The 15752-nt window shown below is 41.5% G+C and carries 14 protein-coding genes, 1 tRNA gene and 1 pseudogene; 9 read left to right on the top strand and 7 right to left on the bottom strand.

What is annotated here, in order from left to right; genetic code table 11:
• Nucleotides 1–80 precede the first annotated feature (80 nt).
• The 7 genes from ACEN82_RS26330 to ACEN82_RS26300 all read left to right on the top strand — a co-directional run bounded on the left by ACEN82_RS26330 (nucleotide 81) and on the right by ACEN82_RS26300 (nucleotide 5450).
• A complete protein-coding gene (locus ACEN82_RS26330; RefSeq protein WP_413322309.1) occupies nucleotides 81–383 on the top strand; it encodes a helix-turn-helix transcriptional regulator in 303 nt (100 codons plus the stop codon).
• Nucleotides 384–437: 54 nt separating this feature from the next.
• Entirely contained in the window at nucleotides 438–1376 is a 939-nt protein-coding gene (locus tag ACEN82_RS26325) for a DUF8464 domain-containing protein (protein WP_413322310.1), read from the top strand.
• Between the two features lie 184 nt (nucleotides 1377–1560).
• Nucleotides 1561–1938, top strand: coding sequence for a plasmid mobilization protein (locus tag ACEN82_RS26320; RefSeq protein ID WP_413322311.1), 378 nt, complete (start codon nucleotides 1561–1563; stop codon nucleotides 1936–1938).
• 38 nt (nucleotides 1939–1976) lie between these two features.
• Nucleotides 1977–2999 carry a relaxase/mobilization nuclease domain-containing protein gene (locus tag ACEN82_RS26315; RefSeq protein WP_413322312.1) on the top strand — a complete coding sequence of 341 codons (1023 nt, stop codon included), beginning with the start codon at nucleotides 1977–1979 and terminating at the stop codon, nucleotides 2997–2999.
• 42 nt (nucleotides 3000–3041) lie between these two features.
• Nucleotides 3042–3527, top strand: coding sequence for a hypothetical protein (locus tag ACEN82_RS26310; RefSeq protein WP_413322313.1), 486 nt, complete (start codon nucleotides 3042–3044; stop codon nucleotides 3525–3527).
• A gap of 97 nt (nucleotides 3528–3624) precedes the next feature.
• Nucleotides 3625–4017 (top strand): hypothetical protein, encoded by a 393-nt coding sequence (locus tag ACEN82_RS26305; RefSeq protein ID WP_413322314.1) that lies wholly within the window; start codon nucleotides 3625–3627, stop codon nucleotides 4015–4017.
• Between the two features lie 32 nt (nucleotides 4018–4049).
• Nucleotides 4050–5450: a zeta toxin family protein gene (locus tag ACEN82_RS26300; RefSeq protein WP_413322315.1), complete on the top strand. Its 1401-nt coding sequence runs from the start codon at nucleotides 4050–4052 to the stop codon at nucleotides 5448–5450.
• 386 nt (nucleotides 5451–5836) lie between these two features.
• On the opposite strand, the gene ACEN82_RS26295 is transcribed toward ACEN82_RS26300, so the two are convergent.
• Nucleotides 5837–6430 (bottom strand): master DNA invertase Mpi family serine-type recombinase, encoded by a 594-nt coding sequence (locus ACEN82_RS26295; RefSeq protein WP_413322316.1) that lies wholly within the window; start codon nucleotides 6428–6430, stop codon nucleotides 5837–5839.
• 150 nt (nucleotides 6431–6580) lie between these two features.
• On the opposite strand from ACEN82_RS26295, the gene ACEN82_RS26290 reads away from it, so the two are divergent.
• A complete protein-coding gene (locus tag ACEN82_RS26290; RefSeq protein ID WP_495644044.1) occupies nucleotides 6581–7402 on the top strand; it encodes a TaqI-like C-terminal specificity domain-containing protein in 822 nt (273 codons plus the stop codon).
• Here the strand turns inward: ACEN82_RS26290 and ACEN82_RS26285 are convergent.
• The 6 genes and pseudogenes from ACEN82_RS26285 to ACEN82_RS26260 form a co-directional block, all read right to left on the bottom strand.
• Nucleotides 7380–11237 (bottom strand): DUF7149 domain-containing protein, encoded by a 3858-nt coding sequence (locus ACEN82_RS26285; protein WP_495644043.1) that lies wholly within the window; start codon nucleotides 11235–11237, stop codon nucleotides 7380–7382. The two genes, ACEN82_RS26290 and ACEN82_RS26285, sit on opposite strands and share 23 nt — an antisense overlap.
• Before the next feature lie 298 nt (nucleotides 11238–11535).
• Nucleotides 11536–12284 (bottom strand): annotated as a pseudogene (gene istB, locus ACEN82_RS26280) (IS21-like element helper ATPase IstB).
• A gap of 20 nt (nucleotides 12285–12304) precedes the next feature.
• Nucleotides 12305–12433, bottom strand: a complete 129-nt coding sequence (locus ACEN82_RS26275) for a hypothetical protein (RefSeq protein ID WP_495644042.1) — start codon at nucleotides 12431–12433, stop codon at nucleotides 12305–12307.
• Nucleotides 12434–12465: 32 nt separating this feature from the next.
• On the bottom strand, nucleotides 12466–12843 hold the full coding sequence (locus ACEN82_RS26270; protein WP_495644041.1) for a Mu transposase domain-containing protein: 378 nt from the start codon (nucleotides 12841–12843) through the stop codon (nucleotides 12466–12468).
• A complete protein-coding gene (gene istA, locus ACEN82_RS26265) occupies nucleotides 12840–13832 on the bottom strand; it encodes an IS21 family transposase (protein ID WP_495644040.1) in 993 nt (330 codons plus the stop codon). The genes ACEN82_RS26270 and istA overlap by 4 nt, the downstream gene beginning before the upstream one ends.
• Before the next feature lie 768 nt (nucleotides 13833–14600).
• Nucleotides 14601–14677: transfer RNA gene (locus tag ACEN82_RS26260), tRNA-Met, on the bottom strand.
• A gap of 149 nt (nucleotides 14678–14826) precedes the next feature.
• On the opposite strand from ACEN82_RS26260, the gene era reads away from it, so the two are divergent.
• On the top strand, nucleotides 14827–15705 hold the full coding sequence (era, locus tag ACEN82_RS26255) for a GTPase Era (RefSeq protein ID WP_112656184.1): 879 nt from the start codon (nucleotides 14827–14829) through the stop codon (nucleotides 15703–15705).
• The last annotated feature ends 47 nt before the right edge of the window (nucleotides 15706–15752 follow it).

The following is a 15752-nucleotide window of genomic DNA, read 5'->3' as shown; positions in this document are numbered from 1 at the left end:
TTCCATTTTTTCTGCCAGTTTCCATTAATCGACCAATTAGTGGAACGGGTTCGCCATTTCTTTGCTCAAAAAATAGTGATATGGAGCAACAAGTGCAATTTATTGGATTTACTTATCAGGAAGCTGAACGCTTTGTAAGAAACATTGTCAATAGGTGTATAGACGAGCATGATTTAAGGCAGAAAGGCAAAGAGGCCGAACCGCCTATTACACCACAGCAGGCTTGTGCAGCCCTGAACGTTTCTTTACCTACCCTGCGTAGGTATGTGCGGATTGGTTTGATCCGCAGGCATGACCTGGGGCCACGCCGCAAGGTATTTTATCTGTCGGAATTAGAGGAAGATATTAAGCGGGTAGAAGCATCCGTCTATGCCAACAGATAACAAAAAATTTATTTGTACGGTGTCAAGCCGCCTTAACTTTTTAATCAATTTATCATGAGGAAACTTAATTGTGAAGAAGCCAAAAAATTATCTATTGTAAATTACCTGGAAAAATGTGGATTTAGCCCCCAATATATTAGGGGGAACAATCATTGGTATTTGTCTCCACTGCGGGACGAAAAGCACGCCTCGTTTAAAGTGGACAGCCAAAAAAATCTCTGGTTTGACCACGGAACAGGCGAAGGCGGTAATTTCGTCGATTTGGGCATTCGGCTGCATCGCTGCTCGGTGGATCAGTTGCTGGCGCGGCTGTCGGCGGCCGACAATAGCCTTCCTTTTCAACCGCCTTTAACTGGCAGCGCGAATGCAGCAGCGGCGGAACCCGACATGCAGCGCATCAAAATACTTGACGTGTCGCCAGTGAATGATAGCGACCTGACCGCATACATTACCGGCAGGGGTATCGACCTTACGACCGCCCGGTGGTATTGCCGGGAGATCACATTTAGCATGAACGACAAGACCTACACCGCTGTGGGTTTTGAGAACCGATCCGGCGGTTATGAGCTACGCAACTCCTGGTTTAAAGGCTCATCGTCACCAAAGGATATTACATTGCTCAGCAGCCACGACAATGCCCGGGCCGTGTGCGTGATCGAAGGATTTGTGGATTTCCTTTCCTTGCAAGCGCTGCGGCAAATGCCCGATGAGCCTGTTGATATCATCGTCCTAAATTCGGTTTCCCTCATCGGGAGAAGCATCGAATTGCTGAGCAATTACGGACAGGTTTACCAATACCTGAACCACGATAAGGCGGGCTACGCCGCCGCCGAAAAGTTGAAAGAGGCGGGCATAAAAACGGTCGATGCCTCCGGTTTTTACCAGGGCTATAATGACATTAATGCTTACCTAATGGCGGTAAAACGCCACAGCTTAAACCAGGAAATAAAACCAAAATCAGATGAACGGCAAAGGCACGGTTTACGCCGGTAAGTACATTCCTATATGCAGCTATCGGGATAGCTGCATATATCCGCTTTTTGCGGAGCCAGCTATGTTTCGGCCCTGCCGAAACTCGCTGGCCCCCCTTCATGCTATCGCATTTGGGGGGGGGGGATTTTAGGAGTTTTTGATACCAGATTTATGCTGTATCAGCAATGAATTTTAAAGTAAGGATATGGTAAAAGTCAAGCAGAGAATTAACGTCAATAAGGGAGGCCGTCCAAAGGTGGATATTAAAAGAGATCAGCAATTAACAGTGATGTGCAACATCGTTGAAAAGAAGATCATCCAGGCTAACGCCAAGCGAGCCAGAACCAATGTGTCCGTATTCCTGCGGCAATTGGGTTTGACCGGGCGCATAGTGGTTAAGACGCTGCCAAAGGAAGTTTTGCAATTTACCGGCACATTAAACCACATGGCAGCAAACCTCAACCAGATTGCGAAGAAGCGCAATAAGGGTGATGATTTAAATACGCTCGACCGGGCCTTATTGAACCAGGAAGTTAGGGGCTTGCAAAGTATTGTAAAGGCAGTCAAGAACTATTTAACATGATCGGGAAAATCACTACGGGCAAAAGTTTTCGTGGCTGTATGAGTTATTTACACGAAGGCCGGTTGCAGGAAACGGAAGAATTACAAAAGCTGGAGATGGAGAAGAAACAGGCTGAAGTGATTTGCTTTAATCAATGCTTTGGTAACAAAAAAGAACTGATCCGGCAATTTGTGGAAGTGGCACAACTGAATCCCAACGTCAGTAAACCCGTGTTTCATGCCAGTATCAGTTTTGACCTTGCCGACAGTGGAAAACTGAGCACCCAGGACAAGATTGACATTGCGCAAGAACTGGCTAAAGAATTTGACTTTGCCAATAAGCAGTACGTAGTGATCACCCATGTAGATACCGACCATGAACACATGCATATTGTGGCCAACCGGATCGGTCTGGAGGGACCAACCGCCAACGACAGTAACAGTTACAGGCGTGTGGCTGAGTATTGCAGGCGCATGGAGCAAGCTTACAAATTGACAAAAGTTTTGAGTCCCAATAAGTTCTTAAAACCGGAACAGCGGTTAGCGCAAAGCCAGCGGGTTGATCAGCGGAAGGAGCGTCTAAAAGAGCATTTGTTCAAGGCGGTCAAACAGTGCAAGAATGTCAAGGAGGTTAAACACTTCATGGAGCAGAAAGGCTATAAAGTGGAGCTTGGCCGGGGCATCGCCTTTATCGATCAGCAGCACGTCAGGTTTAAGGGTAGCCAGGTGGGGTTTAGTCTGGCTAATATTGAAAAGAAAATCAGGCAGGAACAGACACAGCGACAGGTACAGCACATGCAGGCCCGAAGCCAGGCACGTGATCAGCGGCAAGCACCCGGTCAGGAGCAATCCAAAAGTTTGGCCGACCAGTTACGGGAAGTGATTGCCGAAAACGAGCAGAAGGAACAAAAAACTTACCTGAAGCGTGAACCGGAAACGCACTATCTGCAGGCAGCGCTTAAAATCGGGGGTGGATTGCTGGCTGAACTACTTCAGCAGATGCCGGAAGAAAAACCGGAAACGCCAAGCAGAAAGAAGAAGAAAAAATTAGGCCAGGGTCAGAGCTACCACATGAGCAGATAGTAAGAATTGATTTGAATTATGAACCAATTAACAAATAACCATATGAAAAATGAAGAAACAGCTATCGATCAAACAACCATGACGGATATGTTGAAAGACATTTTCGAGCATGAGGAAAATATGCAGAAATACATGGAAACACAGGCAGCAGCCATCAAGGAAAAAGATGCCCAGATAGAACGATTGATCAGCGAAAGCAAGAAACAACGGGAGGATTTTACGGCTAAAATTGGCAATATTAAAGTAACGTCAACTGCGCCGGATCTGTCCGAGGTGCTGGAAGCGATTGCAGTTGGTTTGGTAGATATTCGTAAGGGTATGGCAGCAGATTTTGTAGGAATAAGGGAGACAATTAATAGAGGTCCTAAACCAATTGAACGAAAGTTTCAACTATTCTCTGATGCAAAAACACCAGAGCAATATAAAACAGTGCTGATATGGATAGTCAGGGGATTATTAGGGCTGGTGGGAATAGTCGGAATGTTCCTGCTCATTTGGCATTATCTGAATTTAACCCACAAGGCTTAATTCACGAGCATCATTAAACAATAGTTTGGGCAGCGATCTAAAACGCTGCCCTACCAAACAACCAAAAAAATTAGTAAATTTGATTAACGTTAAAAGCATGGAAACACAAATTTTGACAGATGAGCGCGGTGAACCTACAAGGGTAGTGATGGATTATCAGCAATACGTGGAAATGTACCGCCAATTAAACCTGCCGTTACCACCTGCTAAGACCGTACAGGCGCGTAACCCGCTGGATTGGTATTCAAGGACAGAAAGCGCTAATTCGATCTTAAACGGACTGGTGGCACTGGCATCGCGGGAAAGTATGAAAGAGTCTGAAAAGACAAACCCGGACCAACAGCGCATCGACGAACTACAGACCCTGCGCAAAGAAGCTATTGAGGCTGTAAATAATAACGAGAATTTTTCAAGCCTGGAGCGTATGGATCAGGTCATTGAAAAATACGGGCCGATTTTGTTAGCTGAGAAAAAAAAAATCCCGATTTAACTACAGAATACGGTGTAGATCGAACCGGTTCCTTGCAGCGCCTATATGAGCTTTCAGAACAGCGGTTTGAAAAAATCCAACAGGTCATTATTGATGACAATACCTTTTTTGCTAAACCATCGGATAGCCCGGTAGTCATTATTTTAGGTGCGCAACCAGGCGCAGGCAAAACAGAGATTGAAAGGATCGCCAGGGCCGAGTTAGGCGGTAATATCATTAACTGTAATGCAGATCTATTCAGGGACTATCACCCTGACGCGCACGAGATCAAATCCCGGTTTGAAAATCACTACCCTTCCCTTACCGCCAAGTATGCCCAGGATTGGAATAATGGGTTACGTGCTTATTGCGAAGCTAACAGGCTGAATTATATCCTGGAAACGACATTTTCGTCCGGCCCCGCAATGAACAAGACCATCGATGAGCTTCAGCAAAAGGGTTATCGGGTCGAAATTAAGTTACTGGCCGTTCACCCCCGGTTGAGCTTGCTTGGCACACACGTTCGTTTTGAGGAAATGAAGGCCCAAGAGAATAGCGGCCGGATGGTTGGCAAGGACGTGCATGACCAAAAATATCAAATGGTCGCCCCAACACTATACAGTGTGCAATCTGCCGCGCTTTACAATAAAATCCAGATTTATGGCCGCAGCGTTGAACCCGTAGAAGGTTCCTTTAAGTTAGGGGTTTACCTGGTCGCTACCAACCCGCCAAATCCCCTGCAATTGTTCCAGGAAGAAATTGACAGGAAATGGTCGGCAGACTTGACATCAAGTTTTGAACAGGGCATACAAAAGGTAGTTCAATTGATGAAGGCCAGGGATGCCGGGGATAAGGCCATAGCTACCTTCCTGCAAGATATACAAGCCGAATATCCTACTCAAAGGGAATTGCAATTGCAAACGGAGCAGCAAATCAAGGAGCTGGCAATTTCCGAGCAAATCGATAAACGAATGGCAGGCCAATTGCCTTCAATCGATATTAACGGCACAAACTTTACCATTGACTTGCGCTTGGGCGAACTTCGGGAAACGCATAAGCCAGCCAATAGAATATATCTGCACGAGATGCAGGCGGGCCGTAAAAATGAGGCTTATTTATTCTTCTATCATACGCAGAAACATAAGGTTTACGATCCGCCCGCAAATATTAAATCGTTACCCAAAAACGTGGTTGTAGTTGAAATACCAGTTGAGGCCAAACTTGATCCCGTAGGTGCCGCGCAAATCCTCGGCACAGACATTAAGGAATTTGTAAAGGCTAACCCGATTCAAATTGAGCATACCGCTATTGTAAAACCGTTATCTCAATCCATGCTACCCGAACTTGTTCGTCAGAATTTAGACAAGAAAGAGAGGTTGCAACAGCAAAAGGGGCAAAATCACATTAACGAAGATTTAGATCAAGGCTACTCAGGTCCGCGAATGGGTCGGTAAAAAGTATTGTTGGTAAAAAAAGAACCATTTCGCATTTGGTAAAAGTCGGTGTGATATAAATTACTTTAATAGTTTTAGACTAATTCGAAGTATGTAATGTATTGCAGTTGGAATAATATTATGGGAGTATTAGCGCATTATCAAGCCGGACAATTTGCTAATGAAGAAAAACCACCCATGTTCACCAAATTCGCAAATATAGCCCACGCCGGATAAAACGTCAAGGCTATACAAGCGGGCGGGAGTTGTTCGCTTTCAGCGGCCCCGCCCGGCCTTGACTTTTTACCCGGCTAAGCGCTCTTGGTTGCTTACATGGTGAAATGGGTAGGAGTGCGCACAACATTGCATAAGTAGAGTGCGGAATATATCACTGCCAATACGGAAATTTATATTTTTTCTTTCACAAATGAAGATACGGTTAAACGGTGAACACCTAAAATGCGACTAATTGCACTATAAGAAACTTTTTTATCCAAAAGCTCTTTCACACGCTTCTCTTGTCCGCTTAATTTAGTTTTTGCTGACTTGCTTCCTTTAGGTCGCCCAAGAATTACTCCTTCAGAACGTTTTCGAGCAAGTGCTTCTTTTGTACGTTGTGAGATTAAATTGCGCTCTATTTCTGCGGAAAGCCCGAAAGCAAAAGCCAAAACCTTGGAGTTTATATCACTCCCCAACCTATAATTATCTTTAATTGTCCATACTTCAATATCTCTATTCATACATTCGTTTAGTATGCCCATGATCATAAGTAAATTTCTGCCTAATCTTGAAAGTTCCGAGCAAATGAGCACATCTCCCTTTTTCATTCTTTTTAATAATTTACCCAGCTTTCTATCCTGAACACTTTTTGCACCTGATATAGTCTCTTCTATCCATTTATCGATAACCAGTACATTTTTATCACAAAAATGATTGATTTCAAATCGTTGATTTTCTACTGTTTGTTTATCTGTGCTAACTCGAATATATCCGTAAGTCATAATTAAATTGATGGTTTTAAGTAAAATAAACTGTATAATTTAATCCAAAAGTGCATAAAATAAACCTATGCAATTTTTATAGCACGTTAAAAGAGCCTTTTTATTAGTCAAAGTGGTTCTCATTTTAGATTTTTATCAACAGATAGCTGGGTGATTTCGACCTCGATAGAGAGACGGATTAAGGAAAAAATAGAGAATATCGGTACCCCTCTAAGAGATTGGGAAATCAATATATATCGTGGAATACTTACCGGATACAATGAAGCCTTTATAATCGACGGAACAAAGAAAAATGAGTTAATAGCTGCTGATCCTAAATCAGCCGAAATTATACGACCTATTTTACGTGGCAGAGATATAAAACGATACGGTTCAGAGTTTGCTGATTTATGGATAATTAATATACATAACGGGCTGAGAGATAAAGGGATAAAAGCCTTAAACATAGAGGATTACCCTGCAATTAAGAGTCATCTGGATAAGTATTTTTATCAGCTTCAAAAACGTGCGGACAAAGGAGATACACCATATAATTTAAGAAATTGCGCTTATACGGAGGATTTTTTTAAACAAAAAATCGTTTGGGGTAACCTGAATCTTCAAGCAAGCTATTGTATCGCCGAACCAGGCATGTTTATCAATGCTCCTTGCAGTATGATTGTGGATGCAAGCAACTACCTTTTGGCTGTTTTAAATTCAAAAGTAGCCGATTATTATATAAGATCGCTCGGGGTAACCCGTAATGGCGGTTATTTTGAATATAAGCCGATGTTTATCGAAAAATTACCAGTTCCCATGATTACGGAACTAAAAAAGCTGCCATTTGAAGAATTGGTGAATGAGATAACAAAAACGAAACTTCGTAAAGAAAGCACCATCGCTTTAGAAAAGAGGATTGATAGTTTAATTTTTGACCTATATGGCCTTGACGATGAGGAAATAAACTTTATCACAAACTTTGAGTATAAATAAAGTTGATTTCTTCTTCAGAAAATTGATATAATTCAAATAAAATTCTGTCTACTTCGTTTTCTAGCCCTTCGGTCACCTGATTTGCTTTCAGAATTTGATTTGTAATTGAACTAATTTCTGATTCAAAGTCAGGTACTGGGATGTTTTCAAGATATATCTTTTGCATTAGGTAGCCGCCATCATCTAATATTGAAACATATTTTGAGCATAAATACCTGCCAATTAGGGAATTGAAAAAGATCATTAGATACTCTATCTTTTCTCCAGTGGCAAAAAAGCACGTCTTGTCAGTAAAATACTTTCCTTCTTTATCATATCCAAATCTGGGAAACCTATCTACCGAATTTTTATGAATGCGCATAGTCTCCGCCCAAACGATTTTTTGTTTAAAAAAATCCTCCCAATAATTTGCTCCCCATCGCTGCATAGCATACCATTCATAACGTATTCCGGTCTCAGCTTTATTACGGTTAGAGAGATTTTCCTTATAGCAGAGTAAATGATTATAAATCGCTGGATATGAATGCATAAATTCATCTTCTGCTGTTGCCGATGCACCCGATATAGTGGTGTCATTATGCCGAGGAAAATGCCACGGAATGTATATCAACCAAAGGTCTGCATATTCATGCCCATACCGCTTAATATCACGCCCCCTCAATATAGGTCGTATAACTTCTTCACTTTTGGCATCTGCTAAAATCAATTCGGTGCGTTTATTACCATCAATGATAAACGCTTCGTTAAGCCCTGTTTTTAAGCCATAATTTATCCTGATATCCCAATCTTTTAAAGGGGTTCCCACCCCCTCAATTCTTTGTTTTATTCGCTTCTCAAGTTGCGTTAGTATAGTCCAACTCTCAGTGGTAGTAAATTTATTCCAGGTGGTGGCTTGACTAATAAAAAGGCTCATTTTTTCTAAGCTGCCCAAACTCTTATCTATTAAGCATGTTTTTGTATCACAATTATAAGGGGCTTTCTGCGAGATTAAGATATTAGTATCTACCGTTGCTGAATCAAAAACTTGAAACCCTCCGAAGTCTATCAAAAGTAAAGGGTTGGTATTTTCCAAGAAAAATTTCCGCGTGCTTACTCCATAATTGGCCCTCATCCACTTATTGGATGTGATATAGCCAAAATAATAGTTGGGCTTCAGTAAGCGGATTGCTTGTTCATAAAACAGGCAGTATATGTCACCTGTACGCTCATATGTTGTAAAATCACCCTTTTGTAAGGCATCGGCGTCCGCCCCCAATTTTTGCAATTGTATGTAAGGTGGATTTCCAATAATCACTTCAAAACCTTCAAAGTCGCCTCTTTCATTTAGTACTTCCGGAAATTCAAAACGCCACTCAAAAGCATTTTTATAAATTACATTATTTTCAATTTCGTTAATTTCGCCTTCTACTTTTTCGATATTGTGCTCTATACGTCTAAGCTCTATTTCCATTTCTGTTTCACTTCGCTTTTGACCGAATAAATCATAGTTATTTTGAGCTAGTGCCAATTGGCCCCGCAATTCCGAAAGGCGTTTACGCCTAGGATCTCTGCGACTTACTGTTTCATGAAACTGCTCTTTAATTGTTTTTATAAAACTCTGAAGCTCCGCTTTAGCATCTTTATTTGGTGCATCTTTATATTTTTCAACAGCAGAGCGATAGTCCCGAACACCAAATTTTTGCTTTTTAAAGACATCTGACAAATCTTCGTTTAGAGAATATTTGTTTAATAAAGAATTGCCCTGTTTGATGTTGATATCGATATTAGGCAGCGTTTCCAGTTGGGTAAAATTTTCATCTCGCCGATAATATGCATGTTTTAATAACTCAATCCATAATCTAAGCTGGCAAATCTTTACCGAATTGGGATTAATATCCACACCAAATAGGCTACCTTCTATTAATTTTCGCTTTTCATGAAACAATGTTTGCTGAATGCGTTGCACTTCTGGGGCAATAACAAAACTACCAGATGTGGTGTTATGAACTGTATATTCAAAAAAAGCAGGACTGTGGTTATAATTTATAACCAGTTCATCATTTGCAATACTAACTTCAATTGTGGCTAATCGGTTTCCTTCTTCGTCAGCTAATATTCCTAAATCTGCTTTTATCGAGATTAATTCATTAAGGCTGGATACTAAAAAATGCCCCGAACCGACAGCAGGATCGGCAATTCTTACAGATTCAATAATCTTGTTAAACTCTAAAATGTCTTTTTGATTTCGCCTGTCAGCAATATAATTTTTAAGATCGCCTAATGTTTCACAATTCCAATTATAGGTGTCGTTAAATTTACGAACGACTGCCTTGCGAATTGTTTCACGGCATAAATACATGGTAATAACACCGGGAGTATATATTGATCCATCTCGATAACCGTTGATTTTCTCAAAAACAAGTCCTAATACCGCGGCATTGATTATGGTTTTGTTTTCTTCTTGCACTTCTTCTTTACCAATCGATGCAAAATCGTAGGCATCAAGAAAATCAAAAAAATAATGCAATGTATTCATTCTTGATACATCCCGATTCCTTTTTGATTTCCGCGTAATTATAGAATTGGTATATAATTCAATATCTAAATTGTCATCGAGCCCATTAATTTTTATGGTTACGTCTTCTAAGGCAGAAAATTCGAATAAAGAGCTGTTTAAATATGGAATATGGCTATATTTTTGTTGGATAAGTGAGGTGCGTTCATTGGGCTGTCGAGCCAGTACCTGAAAGAAAAGCTTGTATAATTCATCGTAATCATTGATGGTTTGGACGTTTAAAAATTTAAATTTGGGATTCCCGTTATGGTATTTCAAAAGCTGGGCTTCGAGCAACTTAAGAAATAGTATTCGATTTACCCAAGTTATACAAAGTTCCAGGCCTAAATTAAATAACTGCTCATCGACGTTTCTGCCAGTCAAAAGTTTGTTAGGAACCTTTCGTAGTGTATTTTCAACATCAAGGATATTAATGGCATTTTCTAATAAAGAGCCAGGGTGTCTCTTTACAGCAGGTAGGCGTTGTATAACTTTCCTTCCACTTTCTTTTATCTCTTCTAAACCTATAATATGTAATAATTCTTTAAAAAAACCACTGTCTAATGAATTACTATCGTTAATGAACGGCAGTTTAAGCAAATTTACAGGAGAAAAAAATTTATATAGCGGGATCAGTTTATTGTCATTCTTTTCCTTGTCAACTTTTAGGTACTTTAAATATTCTCTTATGTCAACATGCGTAAAAATCAATTCTTCCTGTAGTTCATTTAAAAACGGTTTTGCAATTTCGTTATAAAACAAGTCGGTTTTCACGCTCACCTTTTGCCCCGCATCCCATTCTTTATAGGCTTTTTGAAGTTGCGTGTTTTTAGCAAATACTCGTTCAAATAAGTAGGCGTCGAACACAAACCATTCGTAAATGTTAGTGATGACTAAATGTGTAAGTGAGATATTTTTATGATTTACTCGTTCCCGCAAGAAGTAAAGGATTAATTCATGCATAGCTTTTGCATTTAAATTATCCGTTGTGACCATGTCATGTTTATTTGAAGGTTTTTTAACTTCAAATAATACACCAACATCTGATTTGGCTTCCTTTTCAAGGTGAATAACTAAATCTGCACGGCCTTTTGTAGCTATTAAATGATTGGGATCGTAGTACGTCGATTTCAAAAAATCCGCTAAATGTCCCTTAACATTTTCTTCACTTTCTTTTTCGTCGATGTGACCAAGCAACTTGCTGAAATTTGCTTTAAAGATATCCAAATCTTCGCGGCGCGGTTTAATTAAGCGGTAGGCCTTGTTTATACTTTCGAAAAGTGAGATAAAAGAGATAGTCATATTAATTGATCAAGGATTAGAACATAAACTTAAGAAAATGACAGATAATGAATATATATTTTTAATCTTGTAATTGATTAACGGCATGATTTTGCATCAAAACGCCTCAAAGATGCTTCTCGTTCTCATTATTTAAGGGTTAAATTTACCGCAAAATTGCCTTTTTTAGGTGGTGTAAGTTATGGAGATGTTGACCACCCTGTTCCGGGCCAAATTGACCACTGGGTTAGCTGACTTTTGAGTTGCAGCAAACGCTGTAAAAGCGTGTACAAAAATAGTTATTTAAAAGGCAATTTCATTAGAGGCTGTTTACCGGTTCGATACTGCGTTTTTTTCTCATAGATTCCCCTTTTAACTCGATGCGGTGTGCATCATGAACGATCCGGTCAAGTATAGCATCAGCAATCGTTTTTTCACCGATCACCTCGAACCATTTACTGACCGGCAACTGTGAGGTAATGATCAGAGAAGTCTTGCCATGCCGGTCCTCTATGATCTCCATTAATGCGGCTCTGCTCTGTGCATCAAAAGGCTGTATCCCAAAGTCATCCAGTATAAGCACTTGTGTTCTTTCCAGCTTAGCCAGCTCCTTGATATAGGAACCGTCCGCCTTTGCCATCTTCAGTTTAGCGAATAGCTTGGGCGTGCTGGTATATAGTACCCGGTAGCCCAATATGCAGGCCTGGTGGCCGATAGCAGAAGCCACATAGCTTTTACCGATACCGGTACTGCCGGTTATCAGTAGGTTCTCAAAGCGATCAATAAACGTACAGTCTGCCAAACGCATGATCTGATTACGGTCGATTGTCCGATCTGCATGGTAATGAACATCCTCTATAGCAGCTTTATAGCGGAACTTGGCATACTGGATGGTACGATCAATACGCCTGTTCTGACGGTCGTCCCACTCGGCTTCTACTATAGGTGTGCCAGCAGTTCGTCTGCTGTGTAATCATTTGTTTTACCGGTTTCCATGCTGCTTTTAAAGGCATGGAACATGCCGAAGAACTTCATCTTCCGCAGTTTGTCTAAGGTGCTTGTGTTCATGTTATTGTTGTTTTAAATAGTTATTTGTAATAGTCTTCTCCCCGGATATTGCCATGATCTGGCATCGGCAGCTCATCGGCAAATAAGCTTTCCTCGTAGTTGTCCATCTTGTTTTCCAGTATGGTTTGTATCGTTTTATAGTTATACACACCGTAGCTCAATGCTCGCTGGCAGGCAATGGTCAGCCTTTCGTTCCCGGCTTTTTGCAAAGCCAAGCACCCCATGAGCAAGACTTATAAGCCTGTTCCGGGTGCTGCTTGCGCTCCAGTATTTGAAGGATATACAGCCTTACATCCTCGTGGATGGAGGCTGCCCAATCCAGGAACATATCCGGCGTCCAGTCGCTTTTAAAGCGGTGAGTACTGGCCATGTGCTCCTTATCCGTAGTATAGCCATAGGGGTTTTTATTGCGCTTATGCAGGGCGATGCGCTCATAGTTATAGTACACTTCTACCGTCGTGCGGGAGTATAATAACTTGACCCGCTTGCCAATAAAGCGGTAAGGCACACTGTAATAATGCTTGTCAGGGCCGAGGTTAACATGGCCGTTCTTGATCACCTACTATCGAATTGCTTCTTGAACTGGTAACGCAGGGCGGGTAATGGAGCAAGCGCACTGCGTTCGATCTCCTCAAACTGTAACCTGCGGCTGTAGTTACGGCCTTTGAGCATCTGGGTGTTATGAACTTCAAGGGTCTGCCAGATTGCTGCATTAAGCTCCGTTAAAGAATGATACACCTGTTTGTTTAATGGTGCGTATATCTTGGTATAAATAATCTTTACCGCACCTTCTACCAATGCTTTATCACGAGGGCGGTATGCCCGAGCTGGTAATACAGTCGTTCCGTAATGATCTGCAAAGTCCTCAAATGTTTCGTTCAGGGTGGGTTCGTAGCGGCTGCTTTTGGTTACGGCGGCCTTCAGGTTATCTGGTACAATGGCGGCAGGGACGCCGCCGATAAAGTGCAGGGTGTTCTCGCAGGCCGCAATAAAGTCTTCCTTCTGCTGGCTCATTACAGCCTCAACATAGGTTAACTGGCTTGCGCCCAAAATAGCTACAAAAACCTCTACAGGTGTGATCTCCCCGGTATCCTTATCGGTGATACTCATCTTTTCACCCGCAAAATCGACGTATAGCTTATCCCCAGCCTTATGATCCATGTGCATAGTCGGGTTAACCCTGGCCTTCCACTGGTTATAATAAAAGCAAAACTGGCTGTACAGATAGCCATCAGGAAACTCTTTGTAATAAGCCTCCCATAGTATTTGCCGGTTCATGCCGGTCTTTTTCAGCTCTTTATCCACGTGAGGAAAGCAGCGTAGCATGGACTGCATACGCGCGTTAGGCGGGTGTTCTTTGGACTTTCCGAACAAATCTTCCAGTTCCTGGTCATTCAACGCGTTAACCTCATCAAAGGTAAAGCCGGTTGCTTTAAAGGCTGCTACATACTTTTTTACCGTGTTTCTCGATGCATCGGCCTGGGCAGCGATGGTCATTAATGGCCGCTGCTGGCTGTACATCCTTAGTATCTTTCTGATCTTACTCATGCTGATTGTTAAGTTGGCCATGCTTAGGAAGGTGTCTTTGCCCTCAAAAGATGGTCTCTTTTACAGCATTTGCTACGTGTTTGCGGTGGTCAATTTGCCCCGGAATCAGGTGGTCAGTTTCGCCCGGAATGGGTGGTCAGCTTGCGCCGGATTGGAGTGGTCACGTTCATCAGAATCTCCACACCAAAAAGCGGGGTAAAAAATGAGGCAAGATATAGAAAAATTGCATCGGAATGAAGATTACAAAATATACAGAAAACACTATCCGAAAGTTCAAATCGTAAATTTCTGTAATACCCAAAAACAAAACTTTGTAAAGTTTGCTATCTTGCGGGCAGCAAATTATATTGCAAATATAATAAATAAACTCAATAAACAACACCATATATTGTTGATATGGTAATTTTACTGTCAGTTTTATGCAATATTACTCTTGTTTAAAATAAATACAAATAACTTGATTTAAGAAGTATAAACTTGGCGATCTGCAAAACAACGAACATCGACTTTTTGACAGGATTGATGTATTCAACTTTATTGAAGACGTCAACGACCGCATCGTCGCTTTCTTTTTTATTAACTTTATTTGCGATTTCTAACGCCTTGCCATATAGCGTCAACGTTATAAAAATGAATATAGATTCCTAATCTACTGGCAAAATGCAAAAGCCACTTGTGAAAATTGATTGAAAATTGCACCGCATATTGCACCGTGGTAAAATAAAAAATCCTTGTAAATTCCTGATATTCAGTTCATTACAAGGATTATGGGTAGCGGGAGCAGGACTCGAACCTACGACCTTCGGGTTATGAGCCCGACGAGCTACCAACTGCTCCATCCCGCACTGTATTTGTGCTATATATTTGAGATCCGGCCATAACCCCGGAAAGGTGCTTCCAATTATCAAAATGCAAATTTGCACTCCGTTTTAATTGGACTGCAAAGATATAATTCGTTTCTTTGCAGTCCAAATATATTTTTAATTATTTTTTTATGGCTCATCAGGCAGGTTTTGTAAGTATAATAGGTAAACCCAACGCAGGGAAATCAACCCTTATGAACGCGCTGGTGGGCGAAAAAATGTCCATCATCACCCCCAAAGCGCAGACTACACGCCACCGAATTTTGGGTATTGTGAATGATGAAAACTACCAGATCGTGTTTTCGGATACCCCCGGTGTGATCAAACCGCACTACGCCCTGCATGAAAGCATGATGCACCAGGTTGACGGCTCTATTGTTGATGCCGACCTTATTTTACTGGTTACCGACATTTATGAGGAATATGATGAAGCAGACGTTCTTAAAAAACTGGAGCGTTCATCAGCGCCCCTTGCCGTACTCATCAACAAAATTGACCAAAGCGATGAAGAAACCGTAAAAAAGAAGGTCGAGTTTTGGCAGGAAAAATTAAACCCGAAAGCCATCTTCGCTATATCGGCATTGCATGGCCACAACATTAAGGCCATTATGGATTTCGTGATCGAAAACCTGCCGGAGCATGCCGCTTATTACGAAAAAGATGCGCTAACTGACCGTAATGACCGCTTCTTCGCCTCGGAGATGATCCGCGAGCAGGTGTTTAAACAGTACAAAAAAGAAATTCCGTACAGCACCGAGGTTATTGTAACCGCCTTTATAGAGGGCGAAAAGCTTTACCGTATCAGCGCAGAAATTATTGTTGAGCGCGAATCGCAAAAGAACATCATCATAGGCAAAGGCGGCGAAATGTTAAAAATTACCGGCACCTATGCCCGCCGCGCCATGGAAGACTTTTTTCAGCAAAAAGTTTTCCTGGAAATGTTTGTAAAAGTGATCCCCGACTGGCGTACCAAAAAGAATTACCTCAAACAATTCGGGTACGAGGGCTAAGATATGAGAATTGAGATGTGAGATTTGAGAAATGTACGCTCTCTATT

The organism is Mucilaginibacter sp. Mucisp73, from assembly GCF_059491465.1.
The sequence above is the reverse complement of the archived record's forward strand: the minus strand, read 5'-3'. Positions and strand labels throughout refer to the sequence as shown.

Bases quoted from the DNA above. Each gene is read 5' to 3' on its own strand.
- ACEN82_RS26295 (WP_413322316.1), bottom strand. From the start codon at position 6,430: ATGACTTACGGATATATTCGAGTTAGCACAGATAAACAAACAGTAGAA.
- ACEN82_RS26325 (WP_413322310.1), top strand. From the start codon at position 438: ATGAGGAAACTTAATTGTGAAGAAGCCAAAAAATTATCTATTGTAAAT.
- istA (WP_495644040.1), bottom strand. From the start codon at position 13,832: ATGAGTAAGATCAGAAAGATACTAAGGATGTACAGCCAGCAGCGGCCA.
- ACEN82_RS26310 (WP_413322313.1), top strand. From the start codon at position 3,042: ATGAAAAATGAAGAAACAGCTATCGATCAAACAACCATGACGGATATG.
- ACEN82_RS26285 (WP_495644043.1), bottom strand. From the start codon at position 11,237: ATGACTATCTCTTTTATCTCACTTTTCGAAAGTATAAACAAGGCCTAC.
- ACEN82_RS26330 (WP_413322309.1), top strand. From the start codon at position 81: ATGGAGCAACAAGTGCAATTTATTGGATTTACTTATCAGGAAGCTGAA.
- ACEN82_RS26315 (WP_413322312.1), top strand. From the start codon at position 1,977: ATGAGTTATTTACACGAAGGCCGGTTGCAGGAAACGGAAGAATTACAA.
- era (WP_112656184.1), top strand. From the start codon at position 14,827: ATGGCTCATCAGGCAGGTTTTGTAAGTATAATAGGTAAACCCAACGCA.
- ACEN82_RS26305 (WP_413322314.1), top strand. From the start codon at position 3,625: ATGGAAACACAAATTTTGACAGATGAGCGCGGTGAACCTACAAGGGTA.
- ACEN82_RS26320 (WP_413322311.1), top strand. From the start codon at position 1,561: ATGGTAAAAGTCAAGCAGAGAATTAACGTCAATAAGGGAGGCCGTCCA.